Raw genomic sequence first — 16,990 nt, 5'->3', positions numbered from 1 at the left:
ATTGACAATGCCCCCTGCACCTGACTACGTAGCCCCAGTCGTCACCACCATTTCACCAGAGCGAAGGAGCACACCCATGATCGACGCAACCCAAGAAATTATTCGCGGACTGGAAGACGTCCTCGTTGCTGAAACCGCCATCTCGTTGGTCGACGGCGAACAAGGGCGGCTCACGTATCGCGGTTACAACATCTTCGACTTGGCTGAGAATTCCACATTCGAAGAGACGACGTATCTCCTCTTCTACGGTCAACTGCCGACGAAAGAACACGCGCTCCAATTCGAACGCCAACTCGCCGCCGCGCGCGCACTGCCCACGCCGATTTTACAAATCTTGCGCGAACTCCCGAAACAGGCCCACCCGATGGCTCAACTCCGCACCGCGATTGCGGCCTACGGCTGTTTCGATCCGGAGGCCGACGTCGTCACCGAGGCGTCGTTCCGCACCATCGGGGCGAAGTTGATCGCGCAAGTCGGGACCATGGCCGCAGCGATCTGGCGCCTCTCGCGCGGTTGGGAACCGGTCGCTCCCGATCCGACGCTCTCCTACGCCGCCAACTTCCTCTACATGTTGCAAGGTCAACGGCCGACCCCGGAAGCCGCACGGATCATGGACATCTCGCTGATCTGCCACGCCGACCATGAACTCCCGGCCTCGACCTTTTCCAGTCTCGTGGTCTGTTCTTCATTAACGGATCTCTATTCCTCCATTGCCGCGGCCGTCGGCAGCCTGAAAGGCCCGCTGCATGGCGGGGCTAACGAACAGACACTGCGCAACTTCGACACCATCGCCGGCGTCGAAAACGTCGGCGCGTATATGGCGCAAGTGAAAGAGAAGAAGCTGAAGGTCCCCGGCATCGGACATCGCGTCTATAAGGCCTACGATCCGCGCGCGGTCATCTTCAAGCGCATTGCGGAACAGTTGGCGAAGCAACATCCGGCGCTCACCAAGACGTTCGCGACCGCAGTGGAGTTGGAGCGGCAATGTCTGGAGGTCTTTGGCGCCAAGCAGCTCTTCCCCAACGTTGATTATTTCTCCGGGATCGTCTATCGCAGCCTCGGTATCGATCCGCTGATGTTCACGCCGATCTTCGCCGTCTCGCGAATGGCCGGCTGGGTGTCGCACTTGATCGAATACCTCCCGCAGAACCGAATCTTCCGTCCCGCGGGAAAATATATCGGACCCGCGGAACGCCCGTTCGTGCCGCACGCTGAACGAAAATAGCCACTGGGAGATGCCGCATGCAACGCCGCCCACTTTGGATCACGCTCGGACTGCTGGTCGTCGCGGTACTCTACACGACCTCCACCTACAACGGCTTCATGCAACTCGAAGAAGACGTGAAAGAGGCCTGGGGGCAGGTCCTGAACGTCTATCAGCGCCGCGCCGATCTCATCCCTAATCTCGTGAATACCGTGAAGGGGTATGCCGCGCACGAAAAAGAGACGCTCACGCAAGTAATCGAGGCGCGGGCCAAAGCAACGCAAATCGCCCCTGAGGCATTGCAAAATGCGTTCAGCAATCCGCAAGCATTCGCCCAATTCGAACAGGCGCAAGCGGGCTTGAGCAGCGCGCTCTCGAAATTAATGGTCGTCGTAGAGAAATATCCCGACTTGAAGGCGAACCAAAATTTCCTCGCGCTGCAAGACCAACTGGAAGGCACGGAGAATCGGATCACCGTGGAACGACAACGCTTCAACGAAGGCGTGAACACGTATAATAAAACGGTCCGCCGCGTGCCGGGCAAATTCATCGCGTCGATCCTCGGATTCACGGAACGACCGTACTTCCAAGCCACAACGGGCGCCGAAAACGCGCCGAAAGTGGAATTTTGAGTCATATGCAGCGTGCGACGTCTGCAACGCAAGCGTTCAAGCACCCTCCCCATTTTGCCTTTTGCATTTTGCTTTTTGCACTTTGCCTTGCGCTCCCGCGCCTCACGACCGCCATGGCAGTGCGCGACGTCCCGAAAGGCCCGATCGCGACGCACGCGGTCCAGGATTTGGGCGGCGTAATGGGACCGGAATACGTCGCGCTCACGCGCACGATGGTGATCGAACTGGAACGGCAGACCAGTGCAGAGTTGGCCGTCATCACGGTCGACCATCTCAACGGTCTTCCGGCCGATGCGTACAGCAACGCCCTGTTCCAACATTTGGGCCCCGGGAAACGCGATCGCAACAACGGTGTGTTGCTGCTCTTTGCGCGCGACGACCGCCGCGTGCGGATCGAGACCGGGTACGGACTGGAAGCGCTATTCACCGACGCGCGCGCCGGCGCACTGCTCGACCAGCACGCCGTGCCGCACTTCAAAGCGGGCACATTCGGCCGCGGGATGTACGAAACCGCGCGGGCGATCGCCACCACGGTCGCGCAGGCGCAAGGCGTCACGCTGATACTGCCGGACCCGGCGACTTGGCCCCAACAAGTGCCGCTCCCAAGCGCGGCCCGCAGTACGGCGGCATCACCACATCCTACAACACATGCCGCAACAGCCGACGCGTACTACCGCTACTATCTGCTCGGCACACTCCTCTTCGCCATGCTGGTCCTCGGCGGTCAAGCCGCCAATATTCACTTTACCCAATCAAAGCGCCGCAAAGAACACGCGATCGGCTCCGGCCTTGGGTTCGGCACCACGCTCTGGCTCGGATCAACCGGCTGGGTCATGGCCGCAGCCATCGCAGACCACACGCTCCTCCCCGCACTCGGCGTGGCCGCCGGCATCAGCAGTCTGCTCACCTGGCTGCATGCGCAACTGCGCGCGCGTTGGCGCCGCGCGGTCGCAAACTACCGGCTGCCATGCGCCCAATGCCGCGCGCCGATGGCGCTGCTCAGCGAATCCGCGGACGACGCGTTTCTCTCGGCAGACGAACAGTTGGAAGAAAAACTCCGCGGCATGGATTACGAAGTCTGGCACTGCGCCGCATGCAATCGTACGCAACGCTTCGAAATCCCGCTGCCACAAGCGCTTCCGTGTCCACAATGCCGACGGCGCACGATCGTCAAGACGGGACACATCGTGGACCGTGCCACAGCGACCGCGTCGGGGCGCAAAGAAGTGGTCGAGACCTGCAAGAATCCGCGCTGCCACTACACGCGCCGCTATCTCGAAACACTCCCGGCCCTCGGCTCGCGGACTTCCGGGAGCAGAACCACAGGTCCAATCGGCGGCGGCGGATTCAGTGGTGGCGGCGCGAGTAGCGGTCCTTCGTTTGGCGGCGGCCGCTCCGGCGGCGGCGGCGCAGGCCGGTCGTGGTAATGTGTCACAATTCTGACTCCGCCCAGCCACTCCCTCAATATGATCGGCCGATTGCGGCCGCGCACTCGCTAACCGGCTGATATTGGGTCGGCCCGCCACAATCGCCTCTGGCACAGCAGTTGCTTCTTCTTCAGCATATGCGCCCCATCCACCGTATCGCTCCGCGCGCCGCGCTGCTCTGCGTCCTGACGCTACTGCTCGGTCTCTGGCACCCGCCGGCCTGGGCCCCGAATCGCGTGCCCTTTGACCACAAGAACAAGATTTACGGGATCGCCTATCAGGGACCGCAAGGCTGCCTGCTTGATGAATGGACCATTCTCAACGATCCTGACTTCCCCCAAAAGCTGCAAACACTGATCGACGCTGTCGCCACTGACGACCAACTCTGTGACGCATGGGGAAGCGACATCAAACGGATCTATACCGGTGAGATTTTTTTTCTGCTGAAAACGCCGCTACGACTCTTCAACGCGTCTACGACACATCCCCTCCACTTCGAGAGCATGAGCACTAACCAGCTCATCATCAAACCCGCAGTGACAGAGGACGGAACGCAGACTTTTACCGGATCGTGCCTATTACGGCTCCGAGGCAACGTCACGTTACGCAATGTTGAAATCATCGACGCGACCGCAGCGCGCGCCGTCTGCATCGAAACGAGCGGCCCGACCGTCGACCAGACCAGACTCTCGTTCAATCAAATCGGTCTCTATGTCGATCCGGCCGTGACGGCCGCGTCAGTCGTCAACACGAAGTTCTACAAAAATATCACGCCGCTGATGATCGACGGCAGCGGCGTGCAGCTGAAGGGAAATTCATTTACCGACAACCAAGCGCCGCCGATCCAACTGGCCGCCGCGACACAGGCCCTGGCCCCAGCGCCCACCTTAACGACCATTCTCGGATATAATGCCGCGGACCAACCCGCGTGGCTCCATGTCAGTTTCTTGGGGAGTCAAACCATTCTCACGGGCGAGGTCTATGTCGTCAACTCAGCGGGCACCCGCTTTCAACCGCTCACTGACCTCCAGCCCATGCCCGCCGGACCAAATTCCCTGCTCTATTCGATCCCGCTCGAGCTGTTGAGCACGCTCCCCGACCAGTTTGTCGGCGATGGCACGGTCGCCGTCGCGGGAACATTCACGTATCCCAACGGCGCCGGCCAAACCTCGGTCCTCTCGTCGATCATCACGGCCAGTCTCCAACCGCCCCCGGCCGCCCCGACTCCCGTCGTTGACGGCTGCGACCTCAGCGGGCTGACTCCGACGCAAGTGCTGGCAAAAATCGAGGCCGCATCCAAGTCCGACACGGAATGCTTGGCGAAAAACAAGCAATACAAATGGCTCTATTGGAGCCACGCCGCGAACCCCATACAGATCCCGCTCAGCAAACCGCTGACGCTGAACCAATTTTCCGATGTGCCGCTCCACCTGAGTGGAGTGCCGCCCACCTCCGTCGCGGACGAACAAGCGCCGAAGATCCGTTTCGTGCCGACCGCCGACTTCACAGACCAGACCGGCCTCAGCGTATACAACCAGGTACAGCTCCAATATCTCCAGGTCTCCGGTTTCCAAAAGACCGCCGAGACCCACGCGATCGGGTTACACCGATCCGGTAGTACGGTCAGCAACCTCGTGTTGGCCGATAATGCGATCGGCATCGAAGTCGGGTTGGGGCTCAAAAATACACTCGTCATCAATAATCATTTCCAGCACAACGCGGTCGGCATCCTGTCCCGCGGCGATGGCGTCCACATGCGCAACAACGCCTTTCAGGGACAGACCGAATCCTTGATCAAGCTGGGCACGATGAGCCCTTACGCCACGCCGACCATACAAAGCACCGAGATGACGCACTTCTCTCGCAGTAGCGGTGAGACGATTCGTGTGACGCTCGGCTACGGGAAGTCGTCCCCACTGATCCCCGCAGCGAAAAAGATGCTCCGCGCCGATCACCCGAAAATCGAACTCGTGTTGAGTGATTCCGCTACTTCATTACTGCATAGCCACGTCGTGTCGGCCTTCGGAGCCCCGTTCCAATGCACCGACGACACGGTCACGCGCACGCTGCAATGCGAATTCCTCTGGCGTGATATGAAAAACTATTTCCCAGCAGCCGCCAGTTTTGCCGTCGCCGCGCTGTACCAAGATGGCCAGACCTCCGCGTTCACCAGCGCAATCGTCCCACCGACGGCCATCAAGGAAGTGGCGGGAGATAACGGTCCCAACAGCGGCGGCGCAGACGACGTCAATGTCGGCGATCCGGAACCGGAACCACCGATTGTCGGCGCCGACAACAATGGGGACAGTGACGCCGAACCGGTCGCAGCCGATGCCGATCCAGCGAATCCGCTCGGCAATCCGGCGGCTGCAGATCCGGCGGCCAATGGAGACAGCAACGATAACGCCGACGTCGTCGGCAGTGCGGCCGACGGCAACAGCGACAGCGCGGTTCCCGCAGCAGCCCTGCCCGCAACACTCCAGCCGGTTACCGAAGTGGACCACGGCAGCGCCGGTACAACCGCTCCATCCGCCACGCCGGCCCCAACGACGCCATCGACAACATTGAACCCATTCACCGGAGCCACGACACTGCCAACGACGACGATTCCCAGCACGCCGGCAGCGACACCGAGCAAGCCGCCACTGCAAAACGCGCCGCCGTCGTCCGACAACGTCTTTGAAACGATTGGACCTTCGGCACCCGCCGTACCGCCGGGAACTGACAGTGGGGGATGTTCGCTACGTGTGACTCGATAAAGCCAACTTTGGAGGATACGCCCATGCGCCCTACCATCTATCGCATCCCCGGCACCACGCACCTGCTGCTCGCCGGCCTGCTGTCACTGGCCACATCCGCATATGCTGGCACGGGGCTTCCCGACGGCTCAATTGGCATAAAGAAACTCTACGCAATCACGGCGGACGGTTGCATCCCTTCGACAGACACAAGCGTAGAGACGTTGCTGAAAATGGCCACTGACGACAAATGCCTGGTCAAGAAGCCGGGTGGCCGCAACGCGGTCTACCGGATCTATTGGCCGCAAGGCAAAGGCGCGACGTTCACGCTCACGGCGCCGCTGACGATCGAAAGCTCGGCACATCCAGTGGAACTCGTAGGCCCGTCGACCTTTCTCCGCACTACGGCGCCGTACATGGGCACCACCCAACCGAGCGTAAACTTCGTCGTCGCCGCGCCATTCGCCGACGCCGCCACGTGCGCTGTCACGACCAAAGGCAACGTCACGCTGCGCAACCTCGGCATTCGCGGCCAACTCCCGAACCGTGGGCTCTGCCTGCATGGGAGCGGAACGGCACAGGCAGACACGCTGCTCGTCGACGGCAGCGGTCCCGATTTCCAGCACGCCGTCGACGTAACCACCGGCTCCGCCCACATCCACAACTCGACGCTCGCGCACTACACCGACGCCGCCATCAGCACACAGACCACAATCGGATTGCAACTGGGCGACAACCGCTACCTCCCAGCCAATGCCGACGCGGTGCCGCTGCGCTACCAGCCCGCAACACTCGCCACCCCATTCCCCGCGCCGACGCTGACCAAGGTCGTCAGTAGCGGCACGTACGTCACGGTCACGGGCGACTTCACACCACCCGACGATCGTGCGGTTTGGGCCGTCGAGCTCGTGGCAATCAATGATCAACAAGAGATCACGCCGCTCGGAAGTGAAAGCTGCCCCTTCGAACAAACCACTAAGACATTCACGTGTACCGTCGGCGCCCCCTTCCTGACGCCGAGCGAAGGGACCACGCTCAAACAGCGCATTGCCGCATCGGTGGCGTATTACGAGGGCGGACCCTCGCCGTTCTCCGCCTCGGTGGAAGGGCAATTCGTAGCCAACTTGGCCGACACCGGCGACGGCCCCGCCGGCGGAATCGGCATCCTCGCCGGCGCGACACCAACGCCGCCGGGCCTGGAGATCCCCGGCAGCACGTCCTCGCCCCCCGACCCCACGGCGACGACACCCACCTCCGTCACCGATCCGAGTGCCGCGATGACCGGCGCCATGCTCCCGCTCCCGGCCGACACCGCCGCGCAAAGCGCGACGTTGCCGGAGACGGCCGCCGCGCAACCGCCCGCCAACCCGGTCCCACCACTGGTCTTCGCCCCCGCCGAAGCGGCCCAAGCCCCGATCGAAGGCGGCGGCGGTTGCTCGCTGCTCCGACACCGCTAAACGCTGCGGCCTGGGTCTCCGCACACCACGTCCAGCCGTTTACTGGAGTGCAGCGTCACCCCCACGCGCCCGCAACCCCGCGAAATATCGACCCCCCAACCCGGCACTCTTCTTGCTCTCTTGAAGGATCGGGGAGGGAAAATTTTGTGATGCAATCACTCTGGATGAAGTCGTTCGTCGCACTGAGCAGCCTGATCACCCTGTCATTCCTCATGGCCCATAATACGCTCGGCTAATATGTGGTGCCCACAATACGGATGACACGCACCGCGCCTCTTCGGTATATGTCTCCCAGATGCTCCACTCCACACACCGTTCGAACCTATAATGCCCAGGCCATGTCTCAAAAACTGGCTCTCAATCTTTGGCATTGCCGCCACCGTAACCCTCGGCATTGGACTGGTGTGGAAAAAATCCGATCCGTCATCCTTCATCTATCGCGGTCAAGCCAACACGATGATTTATCGGGCGACAATCATTCCACCAGATCGCGAACCGATTCCCGACGGCTACGTGGCCATCCGCGCCGGCAAGATCCATGACGTCGGCATCTGGTCAGATGCCATTCAAGTGCCACCGGTCCGAGGTAAACGCCGCAGGGCGGCGGCTGTCGAGATCGTAGATCTGCGCGGCAAGTTCATCATTCCCGGACTCATCGACGGCCATGTGCATCTCAATTCCGTGCCGGGCCTGCCAACCGTGCTCGATCAGCTCGACTCCACGCAGCGTTCCAGACTGGAGAAGATCGTCACGGATTATCGGAACCAAGTCCTACGGAGCTATCTGTATTTCGGGTACACCGCACTCGTCGACCTCAACGTCACAGATCGCGCCGCGCAAGAAACGCTGCGCGCGCAATCACCCCGGCCAGACCTCTTCGATTGCGACGGCGGGGTCCCGATCGCGAACGGCTATCCGATGCGATTTCTTCCCGATGCGCTGCGGTTTCAACAGTATCCGAACTTTCTCTACGACGCCCGGCAACCCACAGCGCTTCCTGCCACGGCACAGGTCGCCGCACACACGCCGGAGGCGGTTGTGGATCGCATCCGCAATCATGGCGCGATCTGCGTGAAGACTTACTACGAAGACGGCTTCGGCCCCCAACAGAATGACTGGCCCACACCGACGCCCGCACTGCTGCAGGCACTCGTGGCCCACGCCCATCGGCATCAGCTGGTCACGTTTCTGCATGCCAATGCGTTGGCGGCCCAAGAGGTGGGCGTCACCAACGGAATTGATGTTTTGGCGCACGGACTCTGGCATTGGGAAAGCGAGGGGAACCAAATCGCCGACAACCCCACAGTGCAAACGCTCCTCGATCGGATCATCGCCCAGCAGACCGGCTACATGCCGACTTTTCAAGTGCTCGGCGGACTCCAAGCGTTGCTGGACCCCAGTTATTGGGAACAACCCCAGATTCGCCATGTGATCCCGCCAAACATGCTGACGTGGTTTCAATCGGCGGATGGCCAAGCCCTGGCCGACACGTTTCGCCAAGAGGAACTGGGAACGACCACGGGATCGCCAGCGCTCTTAGACCCACCGCTGCAACGACTCGCCGCTGTCGTGAAGTATCTGGCCGACCGTCACGCCCGCCTGCTCTTCGGCACCGACACACCGTCGGCCCCAGTCTATGGGAATCTTCCCGGCCTCAACGGCTATCTCGAGATGCGCCGCTGGGCAGCGGCCGGAGTGCCGCTAGCGACTATCCTCCGCGCCGCCACGATTGAAAATGCCACACACTTACATTTGCAGGGCCACGGAACAATCGCGGCCGGGAAACTCGCGAACCTGTTGATCCTCGATGCCAACCCGCTCCAAAACATCGAGGCCTACGATGCCATTGCTGGCGCCATCCTCCACGGCAGATACTATTCCCGCGCCGACTTCAGCGCGGCGCGCCACTGAACAGCGCATCGTCTCTGCGCGCAGCTTCCACCGCATTTCCGTTGCCCTCCGCGGCCAAACTCGCTATGCGCCTGCGGCTATGGTCGACGAACCGTACAAAATCATTTTCTCGATGCATCGCGTCAGCCGCACCCATCCGCCCGCCAAAACCGTGCTCAAAGATATTTCGCTCGGATTTTATTACGGCGCGAAGATCGGCGTGCTCGGGCTCAACGGCTCCGGCAAAAGTAGTCTTCTCAAAATTATCGCGGGCCTCGACACCGATTACGACGGCGAAATCACGTTCGCGCACGATTTCCGCATCGGCTATTTGGCGCAAGAACCGCAACTGGATCCCGAATCCACCGTCAAGGCCGAAGTCGCGAGCGGCGTGCCCCAGATCCCCGCGCTGTTGCAGGAATTCGAGGCGATTAATCTGCAATTCGCCGAACCGATGGACGACGACGCGATGACGAAGCTGCTCGAGCGTCAAGCCGCCGTGCAAGAGCAAATCGAAGTTGCCAACGGGTGGGAATTCGACAGCCGCCTCGAATACGCGCTGGATGCGCTGCGCTGTCCCCCGGGCGACACCCGCATCGCAACGCTCTCCGGCGGAGAAAAGCGCCGCGTAGCGCTCTGCCGACTGCTGCTCAGCGAGCCGGATATTTTACTCCTCGACGAACCGACCAATCACCTCGACGCCGAATCCGTCTTCTGGCTCGAACGCCATCTGCAACAATACAAAGGCACTGTGATCGCGGTCACGCACGACCGCTATTTTCTCGATAACGTCGCCGGCTGGATCTTGGAACTCGATCGCGGCCACGGAATCCCATGGAAAGGGAATTATTCATCGTGGCTGGCGCAGAAGGAATTGCGGCTCGCACAGGAAGAGAAAGCGGAAAACCAGCGCCGCAAGACGTTGCAACGCGAACTCGAATGGATTTCGCAATCGCCCTCGGCGCGGCGCGCCAAGAGCAAGGCCCGCATCACCAATTACGAACAGTTGTTGCAACAAGCGTCCGCGCAAGGCCGCGAACGCGACCTCGAAATTTTCATTCCGCCCGGCCCGCGGCTTGGGCAGACCGTCATCGAGGCGCAACAGATTGCGAAGGCATTCGGCGACAAACTCTTGTTCGAGGATCTGAGCTTCTCACTGCCGCAGGGCGGCATCGTCGGCGTGATCGGCCCCAACGGCGCCGGAAAGACCACGCTGTTTCGGATGATCATGGGTCAGGAAACCACCGACCAAGGCCGCTTCGCCGTCGGGCCATCGGTCAAACTCGGCTACGTCGATCAAAATCGTTTCGCCGCGGACGACACCCGCAGCGTCTGGGAATGCATCTCCGGCGGCCTCGACCTGATCCCACTCGGCTCGCGCACCATGCCGTCGCGCGAATACGTCTCGCGCTTCAACTTCACCGGCAGCGATCAACAAAAACCGTTGAACGTCCTCTCCGGCGGCGAACGGAATCGCGTCCATTTGGCCGTGACGCTCAAGGATCCCGGCAATGTGTTACTACTCGATGAACCGACCAACGACCTCGACGTCCACACCCTGCGCGCGTTGGAAGTGGCACTGGAAAATTTCGCCGGCTGCGCCGTGGTCATCAGCCACGATCGCTGGTTCCTCGATCGGATCGCCACCCACATCCTCGCGTTCGAAGGCGACAGCCAAGTCGTCTGGTTCGACGGCAACTTTTCCGAATACGAAGCCGACCGCAAACGCCGCCTCGGCGACGCCGCCGACGCTGTCCACCGCATCCGCTACAAAAAACTGACGCGCGAGTAACTGGGTGGGCGGAATGCGTGCGGGCGTGCTGTGCAGAAATTGGTGGCTCCGGCCAGGAACGGCACCCGCTAAGGCATTGAATTCATTAATCCGATTTTCGCGTTCTGCGACATCTTTTGTCGCTGCATTGATTTCATTGATGTTTTCAGCATTTTTTCCCCCTACCCAAAGTAGCCAAACCCCAAGCCGAGCTCGACTACGGCCCGATTAAGGGCCCTCAGTGGGTCCCGCTACGACCAACATGTGTCGCATAAATACGCAACATTCCACGACCACCTGTGACAAGGCGATTGAATCCCCCTCCACTTTTGAATATTCTGTTCGAGAATTGCAGTAGCCATTAAATGACGCTTAGCAATGGCCGGCGTGCTTCTCATCATAGCGTGGAAATGCATAGGCAGAAATTCTTTCCTTGGAAAAGATTCATTTGGTCGGAGACTGTTCAGCATGAAACTGATCATCCACCTTCTCCATGACGATCAACCGACCGGGCCTCGTGTTGCGAAGATCGACCAATGGAGTGGCCGTGCGTTGTGTTTGCCCCGCAGTGCCCTTGACGAAATTCCACAGGAGCCGGCCCTTGACGGGCCATGTCTCTATTTCCTCATCACTCAACCGCCGGGATGCTCTCCGCGCGTTTACGTTGGTGAGGCTGATGGATTTCGCGACCGCATTAAGACTCATGATGCCAAGAAAGATTGGTGGTCTGCCCTCGTTGTTTTCTACAGTACCGACGGGTCTCTCACCAAAGCGAGCATACAATATTTGGAGAGCGTCTGCGTCAAGCGGTTACGGAACGCGGGCTGGTGTCATATCGAGAACAGCACTGATCCGCGCCTCCCATCAATACCTCCAGAGGACGTTGGTGGGCTGAATGTTTTTGCCAACAATGTTGAAATTCTCATGCCCGTGCTTGGCTATGACGTATTTGCGAAAGCACCAGCGGAAGATGCAGCCAATACCGCACCGCTGGAAGTTGAAGCACCATTGTCCCGTGAACGCGATTTCGACACCATCGTTTGCCCCGCTCATCAAGATGGGTTCGAACGTGCATTCCTCGGGCAACATGCTTGGTGGGCAATCCGCATAGGTGAGCACAATTTGCAGAAGATCAAATATATTGCGATCTACCAAGTTGCGCCGATTTCGGCGATCACGCACTATGGCCAAGTGGCACGAATCGAACCGTATATTGGCAACGATGCTGGAGCAGGGAAATACAAGCTCTATTTAGGTAGTGATCCGACGGCCCTGCCTACACCCGTCGGTGTGGGTCAGAACGTTTATTTGAAACCCCAGGGTCCAAAATACTGCAAGCTTGACGACATCCTCAACGCGAAAACCCTAGACGATATTTTTGGCGGGGCGTAGCGCAGCTGTTGGCTGGCATCTCTTTTATTTGCCTTTTTTATCGTCGCAAGATCACGCGATAGATTTCTTTCCGGTGGGCAATGCCGAGCACGTAGACGACCACTTCCGTCGCATGGACTTCGTAGACGATGCGGTAATTGCCGACACGGACCCTGAAACACTGCTGCCGGCCGTGGAGCTTCCCGGCGATAGGCAGAAAAGGGTTCTCCGCTAAGGCATCAAGGATAGCCGTCACCCGGGATTGGATATCCCTGGGCAGCATTCTGATCTCTTTCGGCACTTGGGCATGCAAGAGAACTTTATAAGTCTTTTTTGACATCATCCCACGCAATCCACGGCCCTGGACGACGTTCCTCGATCAACGCCAGATCCTCGGCATCTTCAAGCCAAGCGGCAATCGCTTCTTGCACAACGGCTTGTGCTTTGAGCCCGTGCTCCTCACAATATTGATCCAGCCGTTTTTTGAGCTGCGGACTGACTCGGTGCGTGATAGCTGCCATATGTAGTAATATGATGTTTTTAGAAGACAATTGCAAGTATTTTATAGCATCCGCCCATCGTCCGGCGCTGAAGGTTTGCCTGGTCAGTCGACCGAGCAAACCTCGCGGGCACTGTTCGGGGATGAGGATTCGAACCTCAACAAGCAGAGTCAGAGTCTGCTGTCCTACCGTTAGACGATCCCCGAATGACTATCAGCCACACAGCGGCGTTGAGGGGGAGGCTCCATCCTCCGCCGAAGACGGATCCGCCTCTGGCGGAGACTTTCGCAAACCGCCGGTGGAGGAGGCAACGTGAGCCCCCGTAACGCCGATCCCCGAATAAGAACCGGTCGTCTTATGTTCGGGAAGATGCTGCACTGTCAAGTGCCTCGGCGGAATCCATCGCAAGCCTTGACAGTGCGCGGGCAATCGCGCAGTTCAGCCGCGGATGGCACGGCTGGCCGCATTGTTGACGGCACTGGAATCGGGACGCGGGGCGCAGGCGCTGCACGGACTGCAAGGTTCGGCGACCGCCTATCTCCTGGCACAGCTGCGGCTGCGTCACGCCACGCAACCGCTGTTCATCATCACAGACACGATTGAAACCGCAGAGACCTGTAGCGTCGATCTCGCGTATTTTTCCGGCCCGGCAATCCATCGCCCGCTGTTGTTGCCGCCGCGAGGGCTCCCATATCAAAGCGTGCCAACGGCGGCGGAAGTTGAAACCACGCGCCTTGCCACATTACGCACGCTGCAGGCCTGGGGGCGGCAGCGCGACCCGGACACCGCGGCCCCCGTCGTCGTCACGCCCATTGCGGCCTGCTTGCAAGTCCTCCCTCCGGCCGCGTTGATGGCCACGTATCTGCGGGAACTCGCGCGCGGCCAACCGATCGACCGCGAAGGGCTGCTCTGTTGGCTGACCGAGGCCGGTTATGCCAATGCGCTGTTGGTCGAAGACGTCGGCACGTTTGCGGCGCGCGGATGTCTCGTCGATTGTTGGCCGCCGGGACTCCCGTCGCCGTGCCGCATCGAACTCGATGGCGATTCGGTCAACGGTTTGCGGCTGTTCGATCCGGAAACGCAATGCAGTCACGCCCATCTCGACCACGTCTTGCTCGGTCCCGGCGATGAAATTCTCTACACTGATGAGCTGCGCCGCCGGGCCCTGCGCGAGCTCCGCGCCCGCGCCGACACGGCCGACATCCCCGTGCCGCAACGCCGCCTGCTCAGCGACCCACTCCAAGCCGGACACCGCACTCCGCTGCTCGAAGGATTGCTCCCCCTCTTCTACGAAACCGTGTCTGACCTCGCCGCGTATCTCCCTCCCGCAACGCGGATCGTCTGGATCGACAGCGTCGCGATCGCCACTGCGGCTCGGCAATACCGGGATCAGGTCACGCAACTCGCCATGGAGAGCGAACCGATCGTACGCACCGTGCGACCGGACGAATTGACAACCCCGCTCGAGGACTTTCAAAGCCGCGTCGCAGCCCATCCGCAGTGCAGCTGCGAACCAGCGCCGGGCGAGACCACAACCACGTGGTCCACGACCGCGATCGCCGCGCTGCAACTCCGACATCGCGCCGCGGCCGGCGACACAGAGCCGTTCACCGGAATGGCCACGTTGTTGCGCGAGATTCAACAATCGTGCCGTCGCACCACGATCGTCTGTCACACCGGCCTCGCCGCCGAGCGCACCATCGACTTGCTGCGCTGGCATGGCGTCTCGGCCGTGTCATCGGGGCATATGACGGAGGAGGCTCACACCATCCGCGTGGAAATCGGCACGCTCAGCGCTGGATTCGTCGCGCCGGACGATGGTCTCGCGTACTTTACCGAAGAAGAGTTGTTCGGACGGAAAATCCGCAAGGCCCCGGTTCGGCGGAGGACCACGTCGGCACCGTTCGTCAGTTTCCAAGATTTGGCGGCCGGCGATTACATCGTTCATGAACAACACGGCGTCGGCCGTTACCACGGACTCACCCAAATGGACCTCCCGGCCACGCCGCATGGCAAGCCGATCCGCGGCGACTTTGTCCAATTGGAATATCTCGGCGAGGCGAAGCTCTATCTGCCCGTCTATCGACTCCACTTATTGCAACGCTACATCGGCTCCGACGACGCCGCGCCACTGCTCGACCGGCTCGGCGGCACCCGATGGTCGACCGCCAAAAAACGGGCGCTGCAATCGATCCGCACCATGGCGCACGAACTGCTGAAGATCTACGCCGCGCGGCAAGTGCACGCCGGCTTCGCCTTCTCGGGACGCGACCACCTGTTGGAAGAATTCGAAAGCCACTTCCCGTACGACGAAACGCCTGATCAATGGCAGGCGATCGAAGACACGCTGCGCGACATGCAGGCGGAAAAGCCGATGGATCGCCTTGTCTGCGGCGACGTCGGCTACGGCAAGACCGAAGTCGCGCTGCGCGCCGCGTTTCGCGCCGCCACGGACGGCAAACAAGTCGCGCTGGTCTGCCCCACGACGCTGCTCGCATTCCAACATTTCCAGACCTTCACGACCCGCTTCGCCCATTTGCCGGTCCGGCTGGAATTATTGAATCGCTTTCGCAGTGCGGCGGAACAGGCCGAGGTCGTCAAAGCAGTGGCCGCCGGCACAGTCGATATCGTCATCGGCACGCATCGGCTGTTGCAGCGCGACATCAAAGTGCCGCGGCTCGGCCTGCTGATCCTCGACGAGGAACAACGCTTCGGAGTCGCGCATAAAGAGCGGCTGCGCAAACTCCGCTCCACGGTCGACACACTGACACTCACCGCCACCCCGATTCCGCGCACCCTCCATATGGCCCTCGCCGGACTGCGCGATATCTCGATCATCCAGACCCCGCCCGCGGATCGCCGCGCGGTGCGCACCCATGTCACACCGTTCAACGAGGCGACCATCCGCGAGGCGATTCGGATCGAACTCCGGCGCGACGGCCAAGTATTCTTTGTGCACAATCGCGTGCAAACTATCCAATCGATGCGCGATCAACTGACCCGACTCCTCCCGGAGGCGCGGTTCGTCGTGGCGCACGGTCAAATGGCGGAAGAGGAATTGGAACAGGCAATGCGCGCATTTCTGGCGAAAGAGGCCGACATTCTGCTCTGCACCAGCATCATCGAGGCCGGCCTCGACATCCCGGCCGCGAATACGCTGATCGTCAACCGCGCCGATACGTTTGGTTTGGCGCAGCTCTATCAATTGCGCGGCCGCGTCGGTCGCTCCAACCTTCAAGCGACGGCATATTTTCTGACACCGGCCACCGACGACGGCGAGGCGGCCGTGCGCACCACGCCGCAAGCGGAGCGCCGTTTGGCCACATTAGCGCGCTACACGGAACTCGGCAGCGGCTTCACGATCGCGATGCACGACTTGGAAATGCGCGGCTCCGGCAACATGCTCGGCGCCCAACAATCGGGCCATATCGCCGAAATCGGCTACGAACTCTTCACGAGACTGTTGGAACGGACCATCCGCCAATTGCAAGGCGAGCCGGATACCGAAAGTGTCGATCCGGAAATCGCATTGCCGCTCCCCGCGCTATTGCCGGCCACCTATCTGGACGATCCCGGACTGCGTTTGGCCTGGTACAAGCGCCTCTCCGGCACCACGACCGAAGAGGAGTTACAGCAGATCGAGGCCGAATTGCGCGATCGCTTCGGCCCGCTCCCGGAAGAGGCGCAACATTTATTTCACGTCATCGCGCTGCGCCAGACTTGTGCGCAACTCGGCATCGAGCAGTTGCAGTGCAACGGGGAAATCTGGCGGATCAAGTTTCATCCGCAGACCCGGGTCGCGCCGGAATGTGTGCTGCGCTTAGTCAACCGCGAACCGAAACGTTATCAATTGAAGCCGGACAACATCCTCCTCGTCCGTGCGCCCGCCACGACCGCCGTAGAGATCTTGCGCGCCGGCCGCGAAATCCTGCAGCGGTTGATCCCCTCTGCACCTCTTTCCGGCGCTCCGGGCAGGCATCGGGATTGACAATGAGGCAGT

At 60.6% G+C, this 16,990-nt stretch carries 11 protein-coding genes and 1 tRNA gene; 9 read left to right on the top strand and 3 right to left on the bottom strand.

Annotated features, from left to right (window positions below; all coding sequences use genetic code 11):
- Positions 1 to 76: 76 nt before the first annotated feature.
- From HY696_07370 to HY696_07335, 8 genes are all read left to right on the top strand, one after another.
- Positions 77 to 1,225, top strand: a complete 1,149-nt coding sequence (locus HY696_07370) for a citrate synthase/methylcitrate synthase (protein MBI4238217.1) — start codon at positions 77 to 79, stop codon at positions 1,223 to 1,225.
- A gap of 17 nt (positions 1,226 to 1,242) precedes the next feature.
- Complete coding sequence (locus HY696_07365) at positions 1,243 to 1,836, top strand: LemA family protein (protein MBI4238216.1); 594 nt, start codon at positions 1,243 to 1,245, stop codon at positions 1,834 to 1,836.
- Between the two features lie 113 nt (positions 1,837 to 1,949).
- Positions 1,950 to 3,263, top strand: coding sequence for a TPM domain-containing protein (locus tag HY696_07360; protein MBI4238215.1), 1,314 nt, complete (start codon positions 1,950 to 1,952; stop codon positions 3,261 to 3,263).
- A gap of 137 nt (positions 3,264 to 3,400) precedes the next feature.
- Complete coding sequence (locus HY696_07355; protein MBI4238214.1) at positions 3,401 to 6,022, top strand: hypothetical protein; 2,622 nt, start codon at positions 3,401 to 3,403, stop codon at positions 6,020 to 6,022.
- 23 nt (positions 6,023 to 6,045) lie between these two features.
- On the top strand, positions 6,046 to 7,458 hold the full coding sequence (locus HY696_07350) for a hypothetical protein (protein MBI4238213.1): 1,413 nt from the start codon (positions 6,046 to 6,048) through the stop codon (positions 7,456 to 7,458).
- Positions 7,459 to 7,860: 402 nt separating this feature from the next.
- Positions 7,861 to 9,369, top strand: a complete 1,509-nt coding sequence (locus HY696_07345) for an amidohydrolase family protein (protein ID MBI4238212.1) — start codon at positions 7,861 to 7,863, stop codon at positions 9,367 to 9,369.
- A gap of 79 nt (positions 9,370 to 9,448) precedes the next feature.
- Positions 9,449 to 11,140, top strand: coding sequence for an energy-dependent translational throttle protein EttA (gene ettA, locus HY696_07340; GenBank protein MBI4238211.1), 1,692 nt, complete (start codon positions 9,449 to 9,451; stop codon positions 11,138 to 11,140).
- A gap of 447 nt (positions 11,141 to 11,587) precedes the next feature.
- The gene (locus HY696_07335; protein MBI4238210.1) at positions 11,588 to 12,511 is read left to right on the top strand and encodes a GIY-YIG nuclease family protein; all 924 of its coding nucleotides are present in this window, start codon (positions 11,588 to 11,590) and stop codon (positions 12,509 to 12,511) included.
- Positions 12,512 to 12,548: 37 nt separating this feature from the next.
- On the opposite strand, the gene HY696_07330 is transcribed toward HY696_07335, so the two are convergent.
- The 3 genes from HY696_07330 to HY696_07320 form a co-directional block, all read right to left on the bottom strand.
- Positions 12,549 to 12,746 (bottom strand): type II toxin-antitoxin system RelE/ParE family toxin, encoded by a 198-nt coding sequence (locus HY696_07330; GenBank protein MBI4238209.1) that lies wholly within the window; start codon positions 12,744 to 12,746, stop codon positions 12,549 to 12,551.
- 64 nt (positions 12,747 to 12,810) lie between these two features.
- Positions 12,811 to 13,011 (bottom strand): hypothetical protein, encoded by a 201-nt coding sequence (locus tag HY696_07325; GenBank protein MBI4238208.1) that lies wholly within the window; start codon positions 13,009 to 13,011, stop codon positions 12,811 to 12,813.
- A gap of 114 nt (positions 13,012 to 13,125) precedes the next feature.
- Positions 13,126 to 13,196, bottom strand: a tRNA-Gln gene (locus HY696_07320).
- A 242-nt stretch (positions 13,197 to 13,438) separates the two neighbouring features.
- Here HY696_07320 and mfd point away from each other — a divergent pair.
- Complete coding sequence (mfd, locus tag HY696_07315; protein ID MBI4238207.1) at positions 13,439 to 16,978, top strand: transcription-repair coupling factor; 3,540 nt, start codon at positions 13,439 to 13,441, stop codon at positions 16,976 to 16,978.
- Positions 16,979 to 16,990: the final 12 nt, after the last annotated feature.

The organism is Deltaproteobacteria bacterium (assembly GCA_016210045.1).
Taxonomy (GTDB): domain Bacteria; phylum UBA10199; class UBA10199.
Note: the sequence above shows the minus strand (reverse complement) of the source record. Positions and strands in the feature narration are given on the sequence as shown.